Source organism: Rothia mucilaginosa (assembly GCF_901875305.1).
GTDB lineage: Bacteria > Actinomycetota > Actinomycetes > Actinomycetales > Micrococcaceae > Rothia.
In genome coordinates, this window is record NZ_CABFLY010000005.1 from 33,718 (window position 1) to 54,013 (window position 20,296).

Here is a 20,296-nt window from a genome sequence, read left to right on the forward strand (position 1 = left end):
ACCCTCAACGACGAAAGATGAGGACCCATGATCAACCCCACCACCGCCTCCGGGCAGTCGCTCACCCCCGCCCAGTGGTGCGAGCGCAACACCTGGCAATTCGCCGACGGCACGCTCCTGGCCGACCTGCCCGCAGGAGCAACCCCCGCGGGCGGCTACCGTAGCGCCCTCGACATCGCCGCGATGCTCAACGGCCCCGACGGCAAGAAGCCCACACCCGAACAGATCCGCATGATTGAGGCCGGCCCCGCCCCGACCCTCGTCATCGCCGGCGCCGGTTCGGGTAAGACCGCAACCATGGTCGACCGCGTAATCTGGCTGGTCGACAACGGCTTCGTGCGCCCCGAGGAAGTGCTCGGCGTGACCTTCACCCGCAAGGCTGCGACCGAGCTACGCAACCGCATGCGCGCCGGCCTGAACACCCTGCGCCGTAGCCGCCGCCTCGAACCGACCGAGGAGGAGCTGCGCGAGGGCATCGCGGACCCGACCGTGCTGACCTATCACTCCTACGCGAACAACCTCGTCAAGGAGTATGGCCTGCGCCTGGGCGTGGAGCAGGACGCGCAGATGCTCGGCGACGCGCAAAAATGGCAGCTGGCCGCGCAGATTGTGCAGTACTGGGAGGGTGAGCTGCCGCAGGATCAGGGCGGTGTACCCCTCTCAGCGGCCACCATGATTAACCAGCTGCTACAGCTTTCTGACGAGTGCGCCGAGCACCTGCGCGAGCCGCAGGAGGTCATCGACTTCTGCACCGAGCAGCTGGCCGCCTACGCCGCGGTGCCCGATTCTCGCCGCCCCGTCAAGAAAGAACGAGACATCCAGAAGGTTCAGCGACTCCTGCGTAACCGCCGGGTGTACGCGCAGATGGCGCAGAGCTACGCCCGCGTGAAGGCGCGCATGCAGGTGCTGGACTTCGGCGACCTCATGCGCCTGGCCGCGCGCATCGCCGAGGGCGACCCCGCGATTCGCGAGGGGGAGCGCGCCCGCTTCAAGGTGGTTCTGCTGGATGAGTTCCAGGACACCTCCCACGCGCAGATGCGCCTATTCTCCTCGATTTACGGGGCCGATGAGGCGGCCGGTATTCCCGCGCACCCCGTGATGGCGGTGGGCGACCCGAAACAGTCGATTTACGGCTTCCGCGGCGCCTCCGACGGCCAGATGTTCAGCTTCTACCGTCACTTCCCGACCCCGCACGCGCAGCCGCTCTTCCTGTCCGTGGCGTGGCGTAACGACATCTCAATTCTGAACGCTGCGAACCACGTGGCCGAAAAGCTCAAGGACGTTCCCGAGTGGGTGCGTGCGGTGCGCGGCGATATCAGTGCCGATCAGGTGCCCGACCTGCGCCCGCGTTGCGTTCTGGCCGGGGAGGAAGGCACGCCCGCCTTCGAGGAGGCCGCCTCCGGGATGACCGGTCGCGTGGAGATGACCTACTACGACTCCGATCGCGCGGAGGCCGCGGGCATCGCCGAGCGGATTGCCGGGATGCGCGCCGAGGCCGTGCGCGAGTACGAACGGGCCTATGCGGCACACCGCGGCGGCGACGGCTCGGTGCGTCCATGCCTGAAGATGCCCGAGGTCGCCGTGCTGGCCCGCTCCCACGGCCAGCTGGACACGATTCGCGAGGAGTGCGAGCGCCTGAACATTCCGGTGCAGCAGGTGGGCCTGGGCGGCCTGCTCTCTCAGCCGGAGGTCGTCGATCTGGTTTCGGCGCTGCGCGTGCTGGCTGACCCGAACCGTTCGGATGCGCTGGCCCGCCTGCTCACGGGCGCCCGCTGGCGTTTGGGCGGTGCCGACCTGCTGGCGCTGGGGGATTGGGCGCAATCGCTGGTTCGAGAGCGTGAGCGGGCCCTGCGGGAGCAGATGGCCCTGCGCCTGCTCGAGGAAGCAGAGGAAGCAGAGGACGGCGCTTCCGAGGGCATCAGCCGAGGTGCCCGCGGCCGCCTGACCGCCGAGCATCTGCGCGCCGCCCAGGAACAGCTGGACGAGGTGCTCAAGGGCGCGGTGGATGACTCCTCGGGGTACGTCTCGCTCATCGAGGCGGTCGAGAACCTGCCGCAGGACGGCCCGGACGGCGAACCCCTCTACGGCGAACACTACCGCGGCCGCCGCTTCTCCCCGACGGCCTTGGAGCGCCTGCGCGCCTTCGCCGAGCAGATGCGCGTGCTCCGCGCGGGCCTGAGCGACGACCTGGGCAACCTGCTCTATGAGATTGAACGCACGATGCTCCTGGACATCGAGCTGGCGGTCCGCCCGGGCACCGACCCGCTGGTGGCGCGCGCAAACCTGGATGCCTTCCACGAGGTGGCCGCCGCCTACGGAATGTCGGCCCCGCGCATCAACGCCATGATTTACGCGGGCACCGACGGCGTGAGCGCGGAGGAGGGGGAGCCGGGCGCTCGCCGCTTTATGCTCTCCTCGGGCGGCGTGAGCTACGTGATGGGCTTCCTCGCCTGGCTGGAACGCGCGGACGACGAGGAGAAGGGCCTGGAGCTGGGCTCCATCGACCCAGATCCGAACGCCGTTCAGCTAATGACGATGCACGCCTCCAAGGGCCTGGAATGGGACCGCGTTTTCCTGCCGGGCCTGTGCGGCACCGTTGGCGGCGCGCAGACCCCGAACCTCTGGCAGATCACGGCCAACGTGGCCCTGCCCTGGCCCCTGCGCGGCGATAGCGAGTACCTGCCCTCAATCCTGGAGCGCCTCGACGAAATCGCGGAGTTCGAGGAAGCCAAGGAGCTCGAGGAATACCTGGAGGAACACAAGGGGGACGCCGGCGAGCACGCCGGCATGGAGGACCGCCGCCTCATGTACGTGGCGATGACCCGTGCCCGCAACCTGCTGGCTGTGAGTGCCTTCCGCTGGAAGAGCACCGCGAAGACCCCGCAGCCGGTCCAGCCCTTCTGGATGGAACTGCTGTGGACCCTGGCCGAAAGCTACCAGCGGTACGCCGAGGACACGGTGGCGTTCCCCTGGACCGCCCCGCAGCTGGTCGGCATGGGCCTGGTCTTCGTCGTGTCTGACCCCTCGGATGACGGCAAGAAGAAGCCGACTGACAACGTGACCCCCTGGGTCGAATTCATCGCCGGCACGGGCTATCGCCTCAAGGAACCGGTGACCCTGGCGCAGGGCACGGTGCTGAGCCCCGAGGGCCTGCCCGACCCCGACGAGGCGGGCGAGGACACATACGCCTGGGCCCTGGCGGGGGCGATGATTCCCGCCCTGATGCGCGAGGTGCAGCTCTCGCCGTTGCCGATGCGTGTGCGCACTGTACAGGAGAATTGCGAGCGCCTGGATCTGCCTGTGCCCGAGTGGTTGGCCGAGCTGGCCGCCGAGGAGGAGGAGCGCGCCTCCCGGCCCCCTCGGCCCGGCTATTCACCCGTGATGGCCGGGGCCCTGCCCATCGAGACGGGCGGCTGCTTCAGCGCGCACACCTACGAGAGCATAAACCCGCACCTGGGTGCGGTGCTGACCGCCATGTGGCCCTTCGACCCGCTGGAACGCCCCGTGATTTGGCGCTGGCGCTCCGAGGAGGACCTGAACGAGGGCACCGAGGCGATTCTGCGCCACGGACGCCACGAGGAGCTGAACCGCGAGATTGCCATTAACTCCACGAGCCGCCGCGAGGCGGTGGAACGTGCCGCCTTGGCCGTTGAAACCGCGGTCGCCGAGCTGGAGGCGCAGCTTGCCGCCGGCGCTGATCTCGCCGCTGCAGAGCCCACCGAGGCCGTTCCCGAGGCCCTGCGCCGTCGCGCCCAGGATTGGGAGCGCGAGGCTGATTTGCTCATGCGCCTGGCCGAGCACACCGAGCCTGTGCTGGCTGAGCAACTGCCCGGCCACCTCTCGGCTTCCACGTTCATTCGCCTGAGCGAGGATCCGCAGGGCACGGTGCACGAGCTGTTGCGCCCGGTGCCGCAGCGTCCCTCGCGTGCGGCGACCATCGGCACGGAGGGGCACGCCCTCATCGAAGATTACTTCGGGGTGGTACCGAGCGCCGATCCATTGGAGGCCCCGGAGGCCGAGGATACGCTGGGCGTGTCCCTGCCCGGCGCGGTGGAGGTAGCGGGAGAAACAGCGGCGGAGGAAGCGTCGGGGGAGGAACACCCCGAGTACCTCGAATCTGCCGAGGACATTCCGCAGGATGCCCTCTTCGACGAGCTGTCCTTCGCCGAAGAGAGCGAGCAGGATTCCTCCGTACGCTCGCTCTGGGAGCGCTTCGCGGCGAGCGAGTGGGGCTCTCCCGAATGGAAGGAACGCATCTGGGCCGTGGAGTACCCGGTTGAGACCCATGTGGAGGGCGTGAGCCTGCGCGGCCGCATCGACGCCGTGTTCCGCACCGAGGACGGGGACGGCGAACGCTGGATTCTGGTGGACTGGAAGACCGGCCGCCGCCCGAAGGCCGCGGACATGCAGGCGCGCCGCTTCCAGCTGGGCCTGTACCGCATCGCGTTCTCCCGCATCATGGGGGTTGACCCGGAGCGCATTAGCACGGTGTTCGTTTACCTGGGCGGCAAGCGCGTAGAGGAAGTGTGGGACGAGCAGATTCGCGGCGGCCTGCCATCGGAGGCGCAGCTGGCCGCGGTGATTCGCAAGGCCCGCGCGGGTGAGGGTTAGGTACTCTGCCGCCACCAGCCCGGCGTAAATCTCTCCGCGTCAATAGCGCGCCGCCAATAGCCTATGCGGATGCGACAAAGCCCGAGCCGCCCCCTTCGCGGGGTTGGCTCGGGCTTGTGCTCACTCTCGGATAGCAGAAGCTGGATAGCAGAAAACGCCTCTCCGCTCTACTGCATTAGGGTGGGGAGGCGTTCTCAGCCGCTGAAGAACTATAAAGGTACCTCGTGCCCTTGCACGCTCGGCTCATCCGCAGACAACTGCCGCCGTAGCGACCTCACTCACGCTGTCTGGGGTCCGGGGGGTTCGCGTGCGTCTTTACTCTCAAACACAACCTCGAAAGTACCTCTATAGAATTCTGCCATCGGTGATTGGTTGCGCGGTGCATGAATCCGGCTCGGGGTGTGACATGACCGGTCACGGTCCCCGTCCAATCGTTCCCCCTCAATACCGCTGCCACGGTATCGGCGCTGGTCAGGACGCTTTTGGGGGCTGTGCTCATTCTCTGTGGAAGGGCACAGGAAAAGTATTCCAGGACTTGGTAAAAAAGTCTATGCGTAAATTTTTTGCGCTAAAATGCACGTTTTTGAGCATCTTTCAAGGTTAAATTGAGGCCGTGTGGTCTCGCAATCTGAGTATTTGGATTATGTGGGATTTTATGGTCAAACTCTGCATGAAGAAGTGTGTTCCGTGCATAAATCACACCTTCAACTCTCACTCTTAATTGCAGTTTTTCGTGCACATCGATGCAGAACCGGTGCTCAAAATGTGTCGGAAAATACTCTAAAAAAATGTGGCGGGAACGTCTTAAATCCTTCGGAAAAGCGCTCCATTAGTACGTTTATGGCCCCCGGGGTCTGCACGAGGCAGTCTCCCGGGGGCCATAAATCTTAAAAACTCAGGTGGTATATCGGCTCGGTGTCGCCCGCTGGTGGCTCATGCATCCGTTGCCTAATAATGGGTCGCTCAGTAACGGTCGCCCAATAACGGACCTAGCTCTCCTGGTCCTGCGGGCCGCTCATGAGCGGAGGAGTGTCCTCCTGACCGAGCAGTTCGCCCGAAGAACGCAAATCATCCTGAATGTCCAGGAGCATCGACACCGCGTGGGTTGCACCGTCCTTATCATCGGTCTCGACCGTGTGGGTGAGCCACTGGGCAATTGCGAACTCGGCATAGAAGTTCGCGCGCTGCGCCAGGTACGCGTCGGGTAGCTGCGGCATCTGCTGACGGTACACCTCCACGGCCTCGTCGGTGAAGGCGATATCTTCGCATGAGTACAGCCACGCGAAGTCCTGCGCGGGGTCGCCCACGTGCACGTCGGACCAGCCTGTCACCTCGACGATGCGCGCCTGGGAGGGGGTCACTTCCAGCACCAGGTTCTCGGCTCCCATATCGCCGTGCACCACGCGCGGGCGGAACTGCCACATGGGGCCGGGGGAGAGGACCGCCTGCCAGTGCGCGAGCAGGTCGGCGGGCACTTTGCCGGTGGCGGCGGCGCGCTCGAGCTCGGCAATTTTGCGGCGACGAATCTGCTCCGAAGAGTAAGAAGGCAGGTCGGCCTCGTAGATGATGTCCTCGGGCATCACGTGCAGGGTGGCAATATCCTTGGCGATGATTGCGGCCAGGGAGGTGCGCCCCTGCGCGACCTCGCGGCGGCTCAGCTCGGCGAGCTGGTCTACGTCGTAGACGGAGCCGGGGATGTGCGTGTACACGAACACGTTGCCGCCGGCATACGGCACGATACCGGCCACCGTGGGCACAGCGAAGGGCAGGTGGGCGCGCAGGCCGGGGCTGAAGGATTGCAGGATGAGGTGCTCGGCCTCCAGCTGCATGCTGGCATCGGGGCGGCGCGGGGCGCGCACACGCCAGCGGCGACCGGCCGAGTCGGCAATGATGGCCGAGTCGAAGTCGCCGCTATCTTCGCGGACCGCTTCGGCGCCGACGGGGTAGATTCCGGGCACTCCGGCAGAGACGATGGCTGCAAGCTGAAGGGGAGATAAAGTCACGGGTTAAGGTTACCAAACCATCATGTGCACCCCGGACCTTTCACCGTATGTTTATGCTGACTAGTGAAGAAAGTTTTGGGCGATGCGCGGGCCGCCGGCGTGCGGAACCCCCGGGGAGCGCATCACCACGCATTTGGTCGCCCGCGCGTGGTCGTCCGCGAGTAGCCGCTGCCGCGGATTCCCTGCGGGTCTCTACAGTTCCTCGCGGGCGGTGCGCCGAGGGCGGTTCCCCGCGGCGAACGGGAGCGCTTGCGGTGAACGGGCCATCGCCCGGGGCGGCCAGATACCCGGCAGGGAATACAATGGAAGACCGGGCAATAGCGGCGCCGACCTTCCCAGCCCCGCACCGTACATCCCGTACGGCCCGCCCACAGAATCAGCACGAATCCAACAGTCCGCGCCGAGCCCCGATGGAGAACGATGACCGCACTACCCCCGCAGCCGCAGCACGCACTCTCCGCTGACGACATCCTCGCGGGCCTCGACCCCGACCAGCGTGCGGTCGCCACCGAGCTCGACGGACCCATGCGCGTGCTGGCCGGCGCCGGCACCGGCAAGACCCGCGCGATCACGCACCGCATCGCCTACGGCATCGCAATCGGGCGCTACCAGGGCCCACGAGTGCTTGCCCTGACCTTCACCCTGCGCGCGGCCGAAGAGATGCGCACCCGCCTTCAGCGGCTCGGCGCGTTCGGCGTGCAAGCGCGCACCTTCCACTCGGCGGCGCTACGCCAGCTCACCTACTTCTGGCCGCAGGTCGTGGGTGGCACCTTCCCCTCCATCGTGCAGAACAAGGCGGCGCTCATCACGGAGGCCGCGAACCGTCTGCGCATCAGCACCGACCGTTCCCTGCTGCGTGATTTGGCGTCCGTCATCGAGTGGGCGAAGGTTCAGCTACTCACCCCCGACACCCTCATGCAACGCCTGAGCGAGAAGCAGCTACCCTCGGCGATTACCCCGCAGAACATGCAACGCATCTTCCAAGCCTACGAAGACCTCAAGGACGAACGTAACCTCATCGACTTCGAGGACGTGCTACTGCTGACCATCGCCATGCTCGAGGAGGACGAGAAGCTCGCCACGACCGTGCGCCAACAGTACCGGCACTTCGTGGTGGACGAGTACCAGGACGTCTCCCCGCTACAGCAGCGCCTGCTGGATGTGTGGCTTGGCGGCCGCGACGACATCTGCGTGGTGGGCGATGCCTCCCAGACGATTTATTCCTTCACCGGCGCGACCAGCCGCTACCTGCTGGAGTTCCCGCGACGCTACCGCGGGGCGCACACGGTTAAACTGACCCGCGACTACCGCTCCCACTCGCAGGTGGTGGAGCTCGCGAACCGCCTGTTGGCCGCCCGCCGCCCGCACCCCGATTCGAGCCCGCACTCCTGGGCGCCGCCGCTGGAACTGATGTCTCAGCGCGGCCCCGGCGTGGACGTGGAGTGGTTCGGCTACGCGGATGACGAGCAGGAAGCCGCCGGCATCGCCGAGGATATCCGCGACCTCATCGACAAGGAGGGGGTGGCCCCCGCCGAGATTGCGGTGCTCTTCCGCACGAACGCCCAATCGGCGGCGATTGAGTCGGCACTGTCCGCCGCCCACATCCCGTACCAGCTGCGCGGCGCGGAGCGCTTCTTCGAACGCCCCGAGGTCAAGCAGGCCATGCTCGCCCTGCGCGGCTCAGCCAAGTCCACCGACGGCACCGAGGACGTCACCCGCTACACCCGCGACGTGCTCGGCGGCCTCGGCTACAAGGAGGAGGGCCCCCTCTCGGGAGGCGCCACCCGCCAGAAGTGGGAATCCCTCGCCGCACTCGTGCACATGGTCGACATGATGGCGCAGAACCGTCAGGAGCAGCTGAAGGAGCACCGCGCCAACCCGCGCCCTGGTGTGCCCGAGCCGCTGCCGCTGACCATGCACGAGGTCGTGGCGACCCTGAACCACCGTAGCGAGTTCAACGAGGCCCCGCAGATGAACGGCGTAACCCTCGCCTCCCTGCACGCGGCCAAGGGCCTGGAGTGGGATGCCGTGTTCCTGTGCGGCCTCAACGAGGGCCTCATGCCCATTACCTTCGCGACCACCCCGGATGAGGTGGACGAGGAGCGCCGCCTGCTGTACGTGGGCATCACACGCGCCCGCAAGTACCTGTGGCTGACCTGGACCATGACCCGCACCGTGGGCGGCAGAGGTCAGCGTAAGCGCTCGCGTTTCCTGGACGACATTGACCCGGCCAAGCGCCGCCGCCCCGCCGCAAACGGCTACTCGAGCGGCTACGGAGGAGCGGCCCGCGGCGCGCGCGGGAACCACTCGTACGGGAACCGCTCGCAGGGCCGTCACCAGAAGGGAGAGGACTATGGCTCAGCGTTTTAAACGAGAGATTCTGCCGGCCACGGCGGATCGCCCGCAGATTGAGCTGGTCCGCTCGGCCCGCCGCACCCGCACCATCAGCATGCAGCGCGACGGCGTGGACGAGCACGGCTACCCCGCGTACCGCCTGCTCATTCCCGCCGCGAGCACGAGCGAGGAGATAGACGAGCATATTGCTCGCCTGCTGCCGCGTATTCAGCGTCGCGCCGCCCGCCGTGAGCGCGCCGCGCAGCTGAATGTCACCGACGAGTACCTGCACGAGCGGGCCAGCCTGCTGGTGCACGCCTACCTGCCGGAGCTGGAGGGCACCGAACAGTTCAAACGGCTCTCGATTCGCTGGGTGAGCAACCAGCGTCAGCGCTGGGGCTCGGCGACCTACGCCACCGCGCAGATCCGCATCTCCTCGGAGCTGCAGGGCGTGCCGGAGTATGTGCTGGATTCGGTGATTCACCACGAGCTTTGCCACCTGCTACAGCCGAATCATTCGGCGGCGTTCCGTACTCTGGAGGCCCGCTACCCGCAGCTGGAGCGTGCCCGCGCCTTCCTGGACGGGTACGCGATGGGGCGCTCGCGGGCCGAAGGCTCGCGCGGCGAGCGCGGCGAAAACAGCGCCGGCTAGGGCTTTTTCCGAAAACTAATAAGCAAAAAACAAACCGGCAGAACCAGCCGGAAATACTCGAGCGGGGGTGGCTTGTGCGTTCACAAGCCACCCCCGCTCGAGGTTTCAGTATTATTTTGCCGGTCTACCGGGGTAGTCCCCGCGGTTACTTCTCTTCGGGAGCCTCGCCGAAGCCGCCGTCCAGCAGCTTCTGCAGCTCGGATTCGAAGTCCACGTCGTCCAGGCTGATTTCGTTCATGCGCGCGTCGTAGGCGGTGAAGTCTTCCAGCTCGGCGGGAGTGGGCAGAGTCTCCGGGGTGTCCCAGAGGCCGTCGCGAGCCTCGATACCGTGGGTGCTTTCGTACCAGCGCCAGAACTGCTGGGCCTCACGCACTAGGCGCGGGCGCAGCTGCAGGCCAACCAGGTTCTCGAAAACCTGCTCGCTGGGGCCACCGTCGATGCGGCGGCGGGCCATGATTTCGGTCAGCTGCGGCGCCTTGGGCAGATTGCGGGTAGCGTCTTCGGTTACGACGGACACCCATCCCTCGATGAGGGCCAGCAGACCCTCGAGGCGCTGGACGGCCAGCTCCTGGTCCTCGGTGCGCTGGGGGCTGAACATGCCGCCTTCAAAGGCTTCCTGGACGGCCTCGGGGTTGCTCATGTCCACCTGGGAGGCGGCGTCCTGCATACGGTTCATGTCTACGCGAATACCGCGGGCAAAGCGGGCCACGAGCTGAACCAGGTCTTCGCGCAGCCAGGGGTTGGCCTTGTGCAGGCGAATCAGCGCGGCCTCGCGAACGGCCAGGTAGAGCAGAACCTCCTGAGGTGGCACCTCGATGTCGTCCGCGAGCTGCTGGTAGCCGTTGGGCAGTAGTGCGGAGTGGCCGGGGGCGAGGGGGAAACCCACGTCGGTGGAGGAGTACACCTCACCGGCGAGCTTCGCGAGGGCCTGGGCCATTTGCGCGCCAAAGATCATGGAACCGATATTGTTCAGGAACCCGCTGTTGAAGATGGCGGCGATTTCTTCGGGCAGCTCATCTGTTGGGCCGGGCATGACCATGGCGTGGGTGACTTCGGCGGCGACGGGTTCGACCATTTCGCGCCAGGAGTCGAAGGACTGCTCAACCCATTCGGCCTTGGACCAGGCCTGCACGGGCAGGTTGTGGCGCTCGATGGAGGTGACCGCATCCAGCCACAGGTCGGCCAGGTTGGCGGCGTCTTCGACGGCACGCTTCAGGTTTTCGGGAACCGCCGGGTCTTCGCCCATGGAGGCGAGCATCTGGCGGGTCTGGTTCTTGACGGTGGTCCAGTTCACACCGCTGGGGCTGGACTCGTCAGAGGCGCCGGCAAACATGGCCTGCACCTGCGAAAACATGCCCTGTAGCATGGTGGGGTCAAAGCTGATACCCATATTTTTGAGGTCTTCGGGATCGATGTTAATGCCGAAGGGATTCTGCCCGCCCTCACCGAAGAGCGCGCCGAAGGGATTCTGTGCGTGAGAGGAGGTACCCTTGCCGCCCTGGTTGGTTGCCCCTGCGGCGGGGTCGAAGCCCTGCTCCTGCATCTTCTTCAGGAATTCTTCGAGGGGGTCACGCTCGTTGGAGGCATCGCCGTGGTGGTGATCAGACATCTGAAACCTTTCCTAATCCGAAGGTGGGCACAGCCGGCCCGCTCGCTGTCCAGCCTACCGATTTTTGCTGTAAATTTCCCGCGCTGGCACCTTGGATACGCCTTAATCAGCTGAGGGCTCACAAGCGAATCTTCCCTCGGTTTAACCCGGGCCGCGGGATTGACCTAGACAAGGTATGTTGATGAGGGCGTTCATCCGGTAGTCTAGAAGCTATGACTAAGCCCACTTCACAGTCCGAATCTGAGAAGTCTTCAGCGAAGGCTTCTGGCGAGTTCTCGGCCCGTCGCCGTAAGCGTGGATTGCGTAGCCACGAACGTCGCCTCACCCTGCGTTCCGTGAGTGCCGTGGCGACCTGCGCGTTGCTGGCCGGTGCGTTTGTTCTGCCCAGCTCGTATGTGAAGGAAGGGCCCGGCCCGCTTTTTGATGTGCTTGGCACCTATCAGGATCGTCCGGTGATTGAGGTGTCGGGCGCTCCCACGTATAAGACGTACGGCAAGCTCAACATGACCACGGTGTCGGTGTCGGGTGGCCCGTACACGGAGCTGTCCGGTGCGGAGGCTTTTTACGGGTGGCTGGCTTTTGACGGTAACCGTAGCCTTGTGGTGCCCACCGATGCCCTGTACCCGCACGTGAGCCATGAGACGGCCACGGCCGAGACCGGTGCGCAGATGGCCGATTCGCAGACACAGGCGAAGGTTGCGGCCATGCGGTACCTGAAGATGCAGGTGACTGAGAAGGTTCTGGTGAACACGACCGTGGAGGGTTCGCCCGCGGTGGGTGTGCTGGAGAGCGGCGACCGCCTCCTGAAGGTGGGGGATAAGCAGATTACTACTCTCAAGGACGTATCGCAGGCGGTGAACGCTTCGAATGGTTCGCCGATTCAGGTGACGGTTGAGCGTGACGGTCAGCAGCGTTCGGTGACGCTGAACCCGGTGCGTTCGGCTGAGGGTGACCGCTGGGTCGTGGGCATCAGCCTGAAGCAGAGTTATGACCTGCCGGCGCAGGTACAGTACAACCTGGACGGTGTGGGCGGCCCGAGCGCGGGCCTGATGCTGGCCCTCGGAACGCTGGATAAGCTGAGCGAGGGTAGCCTGCTGGCTGATGAGGATGCCGGCGGCGACCCGTACCGTAGCTATGTGTCGGGTACCGGCACGATTGATGCGAACGGTAAGGTGGGTGCGATTGGCGGCATTAAGTACAAGATTTTGGCAACGGGCCGCTACGGTGCGCGCTATTTCCTGGCCCCCAAGGAGAATTGCGATTCGGTCCTGAAGATGCAGGAGCAGGACCCGTCGATGCTCAACTACTATCATGCCGGTCAGGTGAGTGGCACGATGGTGGTGATTCCGGTGTCGACGCTGGATGAGGCGGTACAGGTCGTGAACGCCATTAAATCTGGTACTCCTGATGATTCACTACCGCGTTGCGGATCCTAATACTCAACCCTAACGAACGTGGGTGCTTCCTCTCGGGAGGCTTTAGGCCCCGGCTCACTTGAGTCGGGGCCTTTGATGTGCCCGGTTGCCGTCCAGCGACCGGTTGCGTGTGTGCGCATAGTGGGATAGCGGGGGGAGCGGCCTTCCCACTGACGTCATGTCAACGTTCGTTCCTCGAACCTCTGTAATACTTAACGTAAAGAACATTTTGGAATGATGAGCGAGGAATTGTGTCTGAGTCGACCGATAAGACCCCACGCCCACAGAAGAAGGATCGAGCAAAGAAGCGTCGTAGCCCTCTACTGATGACGATTGTGGTTGTTGCGGTTCTGATTGCCGCATTTGTGGGACTGTCCCAGGTGTATACGGACTGGCTGTGGTTTGATCAGCTGGGCTATAGCACCGTTTTTACCACCCAGATTCTTGTGAAGGCCGTGGTGTTTGTGGTGGCCGCCCTTGTGGTGGCTGTGCCGCTGTGGGCTTCCATGACCTACGCGGTTCGCCATGCGGATGTTCTGCCCGCCACGCGTGAGCAGAATGCGAAGGATGAGGCTGGCCCGAACCAGAGCGTACCGACGAGTGCTTCGGACGCGACCGAGCAGATGCTTCGTGATGTGCTCGGCCAGCAGCGTGCCGAGGATAGCATGCGCCGTTACCACGAGAGCGTGGATAAGGTGCGTAAGCTCCTGCTGATTGCGGTTCCGCTGCTGCTGGGGCTGTTTATTGCTTCGGCAACGATGTCGCAGTGGAGCACGGTTGCTCTTTTCTTCAACCAGCAGTCTTTCGGCAAGACCGACCCGGAGTTCGGCCTGGACTATGGCTTCTTCGTGTTTGTGCTGCCCTTCCTGCGTGTGGTGGTGTCGCTGGTGACTTCCGCTGTGGCGCTCGCCGCGGTGGCTGGCCTGTTCATGCACTATTTCTACGGCGGCATTAAGGTGCAGCCGGGTGGCGTGACTACGACTCACGCTTTCCGCCGCCATGCGGCCGTGCTTGCCGTCGTGTTTGTTTTGACTCGTGCGGTGAGTTTCTGGCTGGACCGTTACTCGTCCACCCAGCAGCAGGCCGGACGCTGGGCCGGTGCCATGTACACGGACGTGAACGCATCCATTCCCGTGAGCGCCATCTTGGCGGTTTCGGCGTTGCTGGTGTCGTTCATGTTCATTGCTGCCGCGGTGAAGAATCACTGGCGTCTGCCGCTGATTAGCACCGCAATGCTGGCGGTCGTATCGCTGGTGGCAGGTGGCCTGTACCCGTGGGTTGTGCAGCGTTTTCAGGTGGTTCCGAATGAGCAGGGTGCGCAGTCGCAGTTCATTCAGCGCAATATTGATGCGACCCGCTACGCCTATGGCCTGGACAAGATTGAGACCACCCCGTACGACGCGACCATTGATACTCGCGCCGGTGCCCTGAGCTCTTCGAGCGCAACCATCGCGAATATTCGTCTGTTGGATCCGAATGTGGTTTCCTCCGCCTTTGCGCAGATGCAGCAGTTCCGCCCATACTACCGCTTCGAGTCGCAGCTGTCGGTGGATCGCTACACCGTGGGTAACACTACGCAGGACACCGTACTGGCGGCCCGCGAGCTGAACCCCACGCAGACGAACGGTGATTCTTGGTACAACCGCCACGTGGTGTACACCCACGGCTACGGCGTGATTGCCGCGTACGGTAACCAGGTGGATTCGGCGGGTAACCCCAAGTTCTTGCAGTCCGGCATTAAGGCGACCGGTACCCTGAGTGAGGATTACGAGCCGCGTATTTACTTTGGCATGAGCTCGCCGGAGTACTCGATTGTGGGCGGTAAGGGCGATACCCTGGAGCTGGACCGTCCGCTCTCTGCTGACGAGACGAAAGCCTCCGACGCGAAGTACACTTTCGCCGGTTATGGTGGTCCTCGCGTCGATTCTCTGCTGGCCCGCCTGTCCTATGCGATTAAGTTCCAGTCTTCCGACATTCTGCTCTCGGATGCGGTGCGTGACGGTTCACAGATTCTGTACGAACGTAACCCGCTGGATCGTGTGCGTAAGGTGGCCCCGTACCTGACGGTGGATTCCAAACCGTACCCTGCGATTGTGAATAACCGCGTGCAGTGGATTGTGGACGCCTACACGACGAGCGACCAGTTCCCGTACGCGCAGGGCAGTTCGCAGGACTCTGCCACCGCGGCGGGGGCTCAGCGTTCGAAGTCGGTGAACTACATCCGCAACTCTGTGAAGGCCACCGTGGATGCCTATGACGGCTCGGTGACCCTGTACGCGTGGGATGAGGATGACCCGGTGCTCAAGGCTTGGCAGAGCGTTTTCCCGGGCACGGTGAAGAGCTACCACGAGATGAACGCTTCGCTCATGAGCCACGTGCGTTACCCGACCGATATGTTCAACATTCAGCGCAGCATGCTGAATAAGTATCACGTGACGAACGCTCACAGCTTCTACGCCGGTGATGACGTGTGGTCGATTCCGAATGACCCGACCAATGATCGGAACCAGCCGATTTCGCCGTACTACCTGTCCTTGCAGATGCCCGGGGATTCTCGCGCTCACTTCTCGTTGACGACGACGTTCATTCCGCAGCAGAGCGATTCGAACTCGCGTAACGTGATGTACGGCTTCTTGGCCGCTAACGGCGATGCCGGAACCGGTAAGGACGGCGAGCGTAGCGCCGACTACGGCAAGCTGCGTCTGCTGGAGCTACCGCGTTCCTCGGTGGTTCCCGGCCCGGGCCAGGCTCAGAACATCTTCAACTCTGATGCTGAGGTGTCGAACCAGCTGAACCTGCTGCGCCGCGGTTCGTCTGAGGTTATTAACGGCAATATGCTGACTCTGCCGGTGGGCGGCGGCATGTTGTACGTTCAGCCGGTGTATGTGCAGTCCAGCGGTGATGCGAAGTACCCGCGTCTGCAGCGTGTGCTGGTGAGCTTCGGTGATAAGGTCGGCTTCGCTCCGACCCTGGAGGAGGCCCTGAACCAGGTGTTCGGGGGTTCTTCGGGTGCTAAGCTGGACGGCTCGGCCACGGCTTCGCCGGCTCCCTCAGCGAACGCTACGCCGAGTGCTGGTTCTTCTTCGAGTTCCTCGTCGTCTTCGGGTTCGAATGATTCTGAGCTGAAGCAGGCTCTGAATGACGCTTCGAAGGCTATGAGCGATAGCGACGCCGCGATGAAGAAGGGCGACTGGGCCGCCTATGGTGAGGCCCAGAAGCGTCTGGAGGCGGCTGTGAAGAAGGCCCTGGCGGCCGAGGAAGTGCAGAGCAAGGGTTCGGCAACCCCGAACGCTTCGGCTTCTGCGGCTCCGAGTGCAACTGCTAGCGCTTCTGCGAGCGCTAAGCCCAGTGCCAGCGCTTCGGCTTCTCGTTAGGGAACCTGAGTTGGCGGGGGAGTAGCGCCTACTAGGTGTGGAGCCTACTAGGTGCTTGGGCTTGCGGGGGCTGATGTTCTCGCTCTAAGCTCCGAGCCTGCGCCCGGTGTGGTTCACGCTGGGGTTATCTCTCGCTGTTTCTTCTGGCGTGTTCTATGGGAATGGGGCGGAAGCTGTATGCTTCCGCCCCATTCTTGTGCGTTCTGCTCCCACGAATCCTATTTTGTGTGCTTGGTTACAAATCATGCTTTTGGCTTGCGTGCTCCTCTGTGGGCCGGTATAGTTGTATGAGTCGCCGCGGGGTGGAGCAGTTCGGTAGCTCGCCGGGCTCATAACCCGGAGGTCGCAGGTTCAAATCCTGTCCCCGCAACCAGAAAAACCCGGTATCTCAACGAAAAGTCGCTGAGATACCGGGTTTTGTTTTGCCCTGACGAGACCGAATCCCTATGTTATTCCCTACCTTTCAGCCAAACTCAGGCCCGTCGTCGAGGTGGGGGGAGGGGGGACTATCACCCAACATCGAGGACTATCATCCAACGCCCCTTCGGGGCGTATGACTATCTTCGCTCGTGCATGATCTCGTGGGAGGGAGGTTGCAGAGGAGGATTTTCACCGCCTAATCGGCGTTGATACCGGCTGTTTACCGCCTGAAAATGCAAAAGCGGTATAGCATTTTCCCTCGTATCTCAACCGAATCCCAACCCTTTACCGCCTTCACCGCCTAAAACCGAAAACTTTTATATATACACACGCATATGTAGGAAGATGAACACTCGCGTGTACACTTTTTAGAAATTAGGCGGTAGAGGCGGCAACACACCATGTTTTGACTGATATACCAACGTTTTCGATATACCGCTTAGCCTCAAACAGGCGGTAACTAAGCGGTGAAAGAGTAGCGTCCCGCATAGTGGTGTAACCGTGGGTGGTCGGCCCGTTTGATATGGGTGCGGTCACCGTGTGATCCTTCGAGAAAGCTCTCTACTTCTGACTCGAAACGATTTGGAGGCACAACGATGACCGCTCCTCATATTATCGACCCTGCTGGCCTGCTTGGCGAGGCGTTGTCCCAGGCATCCCCAGATTTGATGCGTTCCCTGCTCCAGCACGTGATCAACGCGTTGCTCTCAGCGGACGCTGACACCGTGTGCGGGGCCCAGTGGGGCCAACAAGACCCGCAGCGCCAGGCCCAGCGCAATGGGTATCGCCACCGGCCCTTGGACACCAGGGTCGGCACCATTGACGTGGCGATCCCCAAGCTACGCTCAGGCACCTACTTTCCAGAGTGGTTGCTTCAACGCCGCAAACGCTCCGAAAACGCCTTGATCACAGTGGTCGCTGACTGCTACCTAGCAGGAGTGTCTACACGCCGCATGGACAAGCTCGTCAAAACCCTGGGGATCACAGGACTGTCCAAGTCCCAGGTCTCACGCATGGCAGCCGACCTGGACGAGCACGTGGATCAGTTCCGCAACCGGCCCCTCCACGATGCCGGGCCTTTCACGTTCGTCGCCGCTGATGCGCTCACCATGAAAGTGCGCGAAGGAGGACGCGTCGTCTCGTGCGCGGTTCTGGTTGCCACCGGAGTCAACAATGACGGACACCGCGAAGTACTGGGGGTGCGCGTATCCACCAGCGAGACCGCTCCAGCCTGGAAGGAGTTCTTCTCTGACCTGGTCGCCCGAGGCCTGACCGGCGTGCGCCTGGTCACCAGTGACGCCCATCTGGGCCTGGTTGAAGCCATCGCCGCCAACCTGCCCGGAGCCACTTGGCAACGATGCCGCACCCACTACGCCGCTAATCTCATGTCGGTCACCCCCAAAGCACTATGGCCCGCTGTCAAAGCGATGCTGCACTCGGTGTATGACCAGCCCGACGCGGCATCGGTCAACGCTCAATACGACCGGCTCTTGGACTACGTCCACGACAAGCTCCCCGCCGTGTGTGACCACCTCGATCAAGCCAGGGCAGACGTCCTCGCGTTCGCCTCCTTCCCAACCGGGGTATGGACCCAGATCTGGTCCAACAACCCCAATGAACGCCTCAACCGCGAAATCCGCCGACGCACCGACACCGTGGGAATCTTCCCCAACCGCCACGCAATCATCCGCCTCGTCGGAGCCGTCCTAGCCGAACAAAACGACGAATGGGCCGAAGGCCGACGCTACCTCAGCCTCGACATCCTCACCAAATCACGACTCACACCACAACCCACCCAACAGGAGGACACCCCACTCCAACTCAGCGCATAACCCAACCCGAAGGACACAAAACGATTACACCACTCCACAGGACTTGACCTGAGCAAGAGCACGTTCTACAATTGACGCATAAGTTCATGGAGGTTCGCATGACCGCTTACGACCACTCGTCGGGGTACACCTACGGTACCGATGCCGTCCCCACGTCTCCGCTCACACTCGAGGATCTACGCCAGATTGAGGCCGCCGCGCACGTCCAGCCCGGTGACGCAGAGCTGCTCGCGCGAGCAGAACCCATCCTGGCGCCGCATGCCATGGAAATGGTCGACACGTGGCGCGGGATTTTGGCTCAAAAGACCTACCTGGCAGCACATTCCGCGCATCCGGATGGACAGCCGAACCCCGAGTACGCGCAGGCGTCAAAGCCCCGATTCGCCCAGTGGATCATCGACATGTGCACGCGCGAGCGGGATCAGGCGTGGTTGGACTACCAGTACCTGATCGGAGCTCGACACATGACCGCGGCGAAGAACGCGGCGGATGGGGCGGACTCGACGCCATTCGTGCCTCTGCGCTACGTGCTCGCCTTCATCGCGCCGACTGTGGAGGTCGGGCACCGTCTCCTGGCGGAGGGCTTCGAGGGCGCAGAACTGGACGCTGTCCGTGACGCGTGGACTCGCGCTGTGACTGTCGCCGTGACAGTGTGGGCGTATGCCTACCGCGATCACCCCGAGCAATTCTGATCCGGCGCTCGCCACCTACGACTCCCCCATCGGCCGCCTCACGCTTGATAGCGGTGTATTCGTCTTTCGCACTCTCTGACTGCTCTCCCTGGAAGCCTCAGTGGCTTCCAGGGAGAGCTTTCTTTCTGGGTTATAGGACACTACGTGTTGCTGGTTGGGTGACTTTTCGGCTTTCTGGTGCGGGAAAGTCACTCTTTCAGTTGGTCGTGTTTGCCTCGTTCCTGTGAATACTGCATCGTGCTCTGTGTGTGGCTGCCCCATGATCCGTCACGGTAAGAAGTCAACAGGAGGTCCTTTGAAGATCGCGGTGGTAGAAGTCCGCTCATCATCAAGGACCTCGACCTCTACCCACAACCCCCGACCAATACCTGGTCACCCACACTCAACTCGGAAGAGCCGGAAATAGCCTTCGTGATAGCGGAATAAAACGAAGGTGTGGAACTTGCAAGGACCGATCTCAAACTGGGATTCGATAGAACAGTTTAGCAAACGCTGACTTCGCTTTGCCGTCACTTGGAAACCTATCCGTTGGAAGTGCAGCTATCCTCACATACGCTTTTCCAAGTGAAGTATAGCTATGCACGTTTCACCGACGTTAGTAAAAACCCCGAACTTATCGCAGCCAACAGAAACCCGGTAGAAAATATATAGGAGCCAAAGGTGGCGCCTTTTAAAATCCAAGTCGTGGGAACGACAGCAAACAAGATCGGTGAGTTCGCAAAATCACCTGTGCTAATCGGAAGACCTGCCACCACAAAAAAGATGATAACAATCCATGAAACTAATGAAGTAGTCCAAAGCCGAAGCGCAAAACAGGCCAGAGTTAGCACAACCGAAGAGAAAACAAGTACTAAAGCAGTATGACTCGACAGTCGCTCATTAACAAGCTCGCCAATGATAGAGACATAAAGCAGACTCAAACAAAGGTTAACTACTTGTGCGAGAAGCAGCGATTTAGCAATGAACCGGAGCAGAACTTTATCGTGAATACTAAACGAGACGTACGAGGCAGGGACCTTAGCATGCGACAAAGCTAGACCTGCCGTGGCAATTGGGAGCATGATGAGTAACGCGGATTGCGCTACGGCAATGGTATTTCCATAACGGAGAAACAGCAGCGGAAGAACTAGTGCACCGAGATAAGCGATCGTGACCCAACGAATGATTGCAATTTGCTCGATAGAACACAAAGACTTCATTTTCTTACTGCTCCTTTACTTCGAAACCTAGCCACAAGAACATAGGTAATAATTAGGATTGGTACCGGGATAAGCGCAGAGAAACCGAAATTTGATTGCTCCTGGATATCTACGAACGAGATTGCGGTACCATTGAGATTCAGCCCTACGGAGTG

10 protein-coding genes and 1 tRNA gene are annotated in these 20,296 nt (G+C 62.4%); 8 read left to right on the plus strand and 3 right to left on the minus strand.

Going from position 1 to position 20,296, the window contains the following annotated elements:
- Positions 1-27 precede the first annotated feature (27 nt).
- Positions 28-4,611, plus strand: a complete 4,584-nt coding sequence (locus JX292_RS06765; protein WP_204862867.1) for an ATP-dependent helicase — start codon at positions 28-30, stop codon at positions 4,609-4,611.
- Positions 4,612-5,600: 989 nt separating this feature from the next.
- On the opposite strand, the gene JX292_RS06770 is transcribed toward JX292_RS06765, so the two are convergent.
- Positions 5,601-6,614 (minus strand): phosphotransferase, encoded by a 1,014-nt coding sequence (locus JX292_RS06770; RefSeq protein WP_204862870.1) that lies wholly within the window; start codon positions 6,612-6,614, stop codon positions 5,601-5,603.
- A gap of 420 nt (positions 6,615-7,034) precedes the next feature.
- On the opposite strand from JX292_RS06770, the gene JX292_RS06775 reads away from it, so the two are divergent.
- Entirely contained in the window at positions 7,035-8,984 is a 1,950-nt protein-coding gene (locus JX292_RS06775) for an ATP-dependent helicase (protein WP_239653680.1), read from the plus strand.
- Positions 8,968-9,600: a M48 metallopeptidase family protein gene (locus tag JX292_RS06780; protein WP_204862871.1), complete on the plus strand. Its 633-nt coding sequence runs from the start codon at positions 8,968-8,970 to the stop codon at positions 9,598-9,600. The genes JX292_RS06775 and JX292_RS06780 overlap by 17 nt, the downstream gene beginning before the upstream one ends.
- A gap of 145 nt (positions 9,601-9,745) precedes the next feature.
- Here the strand turns inward: JX292_RS06780 and JX292_RS06785 are convergent, their stop codons facing one another.
- Positions 9,746-11,209, minus strand: coding sequence for a zinc-dependent metalloprotease (locus JX292_RS06785; RefSeq protein ID WP_204862875.1), 1,464 nt, complete (start codon positions 11,207-11,209; stop codon positions 9,746-9,748).
- Positions 11,210-11,421: 212 nt separating this feature from the next.
- On the opposite strand from JX292_RS06785, the gene JX292_RS06790 reads away from it, so the two are divergent.
- The 5 genes from JX292_RS06790 to JX292_RS06810 all read left to right on the plus strand — a co-directional run bounded on the left by JX292_RS06790 (position 11,422) and on the right by JX292_RS06810 (position 18,942).
- Entirely contained in the window at positions 11,422-12,645 is a 1,224-nt protein-coding gene (locus tag JX292_RS06790) for a YlbL family protein (protein ID WP_204862877.1), read from the plus strand.
- A gap of 230 nt (positions 12,646-12,875) precedes the next feature.
- Positions 12,876-15,998, plus strand: a complete 3,123-nt coding sequence (locus JX292_RS06795; RefSeq protein ID WP_204862885.1) for a UPF0182 family protein — start codon at positions 12,876-12,878, stop codon at positions 15,996-15,998.
- A 296-nt stretch (positions 15,999-16,294) separates the two neighbouring features.
- A tRNA-Met gene (locus JX292_RS06800) sits at positions 16,295-16,371 on the plus strand.
- A 643-nt stretch (positions 16,372-17,014) separates the two neighbouring features.
- Positions 17,015-18,250 (plus strand): IS256 family transposase, encoded by a 1,236-nt coding sequence (locus tag JX292_RS06805; RefSeq protein ID WP_204862887.1) that lies wholly within the window; start codon positions 17,015-17,017, stop codon positions 18,248-18,250.
- Between the two features lie 98 nt (positions 18,251-18,348).
- Positions 18,349-18,942, plus strand: a complete 594-nt coding sequence (locus JX292_RS06810; RefSeq protein ID WP_005505324.1) for a protoglobin domain-containing protein — start codon at positions 18,349-18,351, stop codon at positions 18,940-18,942.
- 575 nt (positions 18,943-19,517) lie between these two features.
- Here JX292_RS06810 and JX292_RS06815 read toward each other — a convergent pair.
- A complete protein-coding gene (locus tag JX292_RS06815; protein ID WP_204862889.1) occupies positions 19,518-20,141 on the minus strand; it encodes a cytochrome C oxidase subunit IV in 624 nt (207 codons plus the stop codon).
- Positions 20,142-20,296 lie beyond the last annotated feature (155 nt).

Bases quoted from the DNA above. Each gene is read 5' to 3' on its own strand.
- JX292_RS06765 (WP_204862867.1), top strand. From the start codon at position 28: ATGATCAACCCCACCACCGCCTCCGGGCAGTCGCTCACCCCCGCCCAG.
- JX292_RS06775 (WP_239653680.1), top strand. From the start codon at position 7,035: ATGACCGCACTACCCCCGCAGCCGCAGCACGCACTCTCCGCTGACGAC.
- JX292_RS06780 (WP_204862871.1), top strand. From the start codon at position 8,968: ATGGCTCAGCGTTTTAAACGAGAGATTCTGCCGGCCACGGCGGATCGC.
- JX292_RS06785 (WP_204862875.1), bottom strand. From the start codon at position 11,209: ATGTCTGATCACCACCACGGCGATGCCTCCAACGAGCGTGACCCCCTC.
- JX292_RS06790 (WP_204862877.1), top strand. From the start codon at position 11,422: ATGACTAAGCCCACTTCACAGTCCGAATCTGAGAAGTCTTCAGCGAAG.
- JX292_RS06805 (WP_204862887.1), top strand. From the start codon at position 17,015: ATGACCGCTCCTCATATTATCGACCCTGCTGGCCTGCTTGGCGAGGCG.
- JX292_RS06810 (WP_005505324.1), top strand. From the start codon at position 18,349: ATGACCGCTTACGACCACTCGTCGGGGTACACCTACGGTACCGATGCC.
- JX292_RS06815 (WP_204862889.1), bottom strand. From the start codon at position 20,141: ATGAAGTCTTTGTGTTCTATCGAGCAAATTGCAATCATTCGTTGGGTC.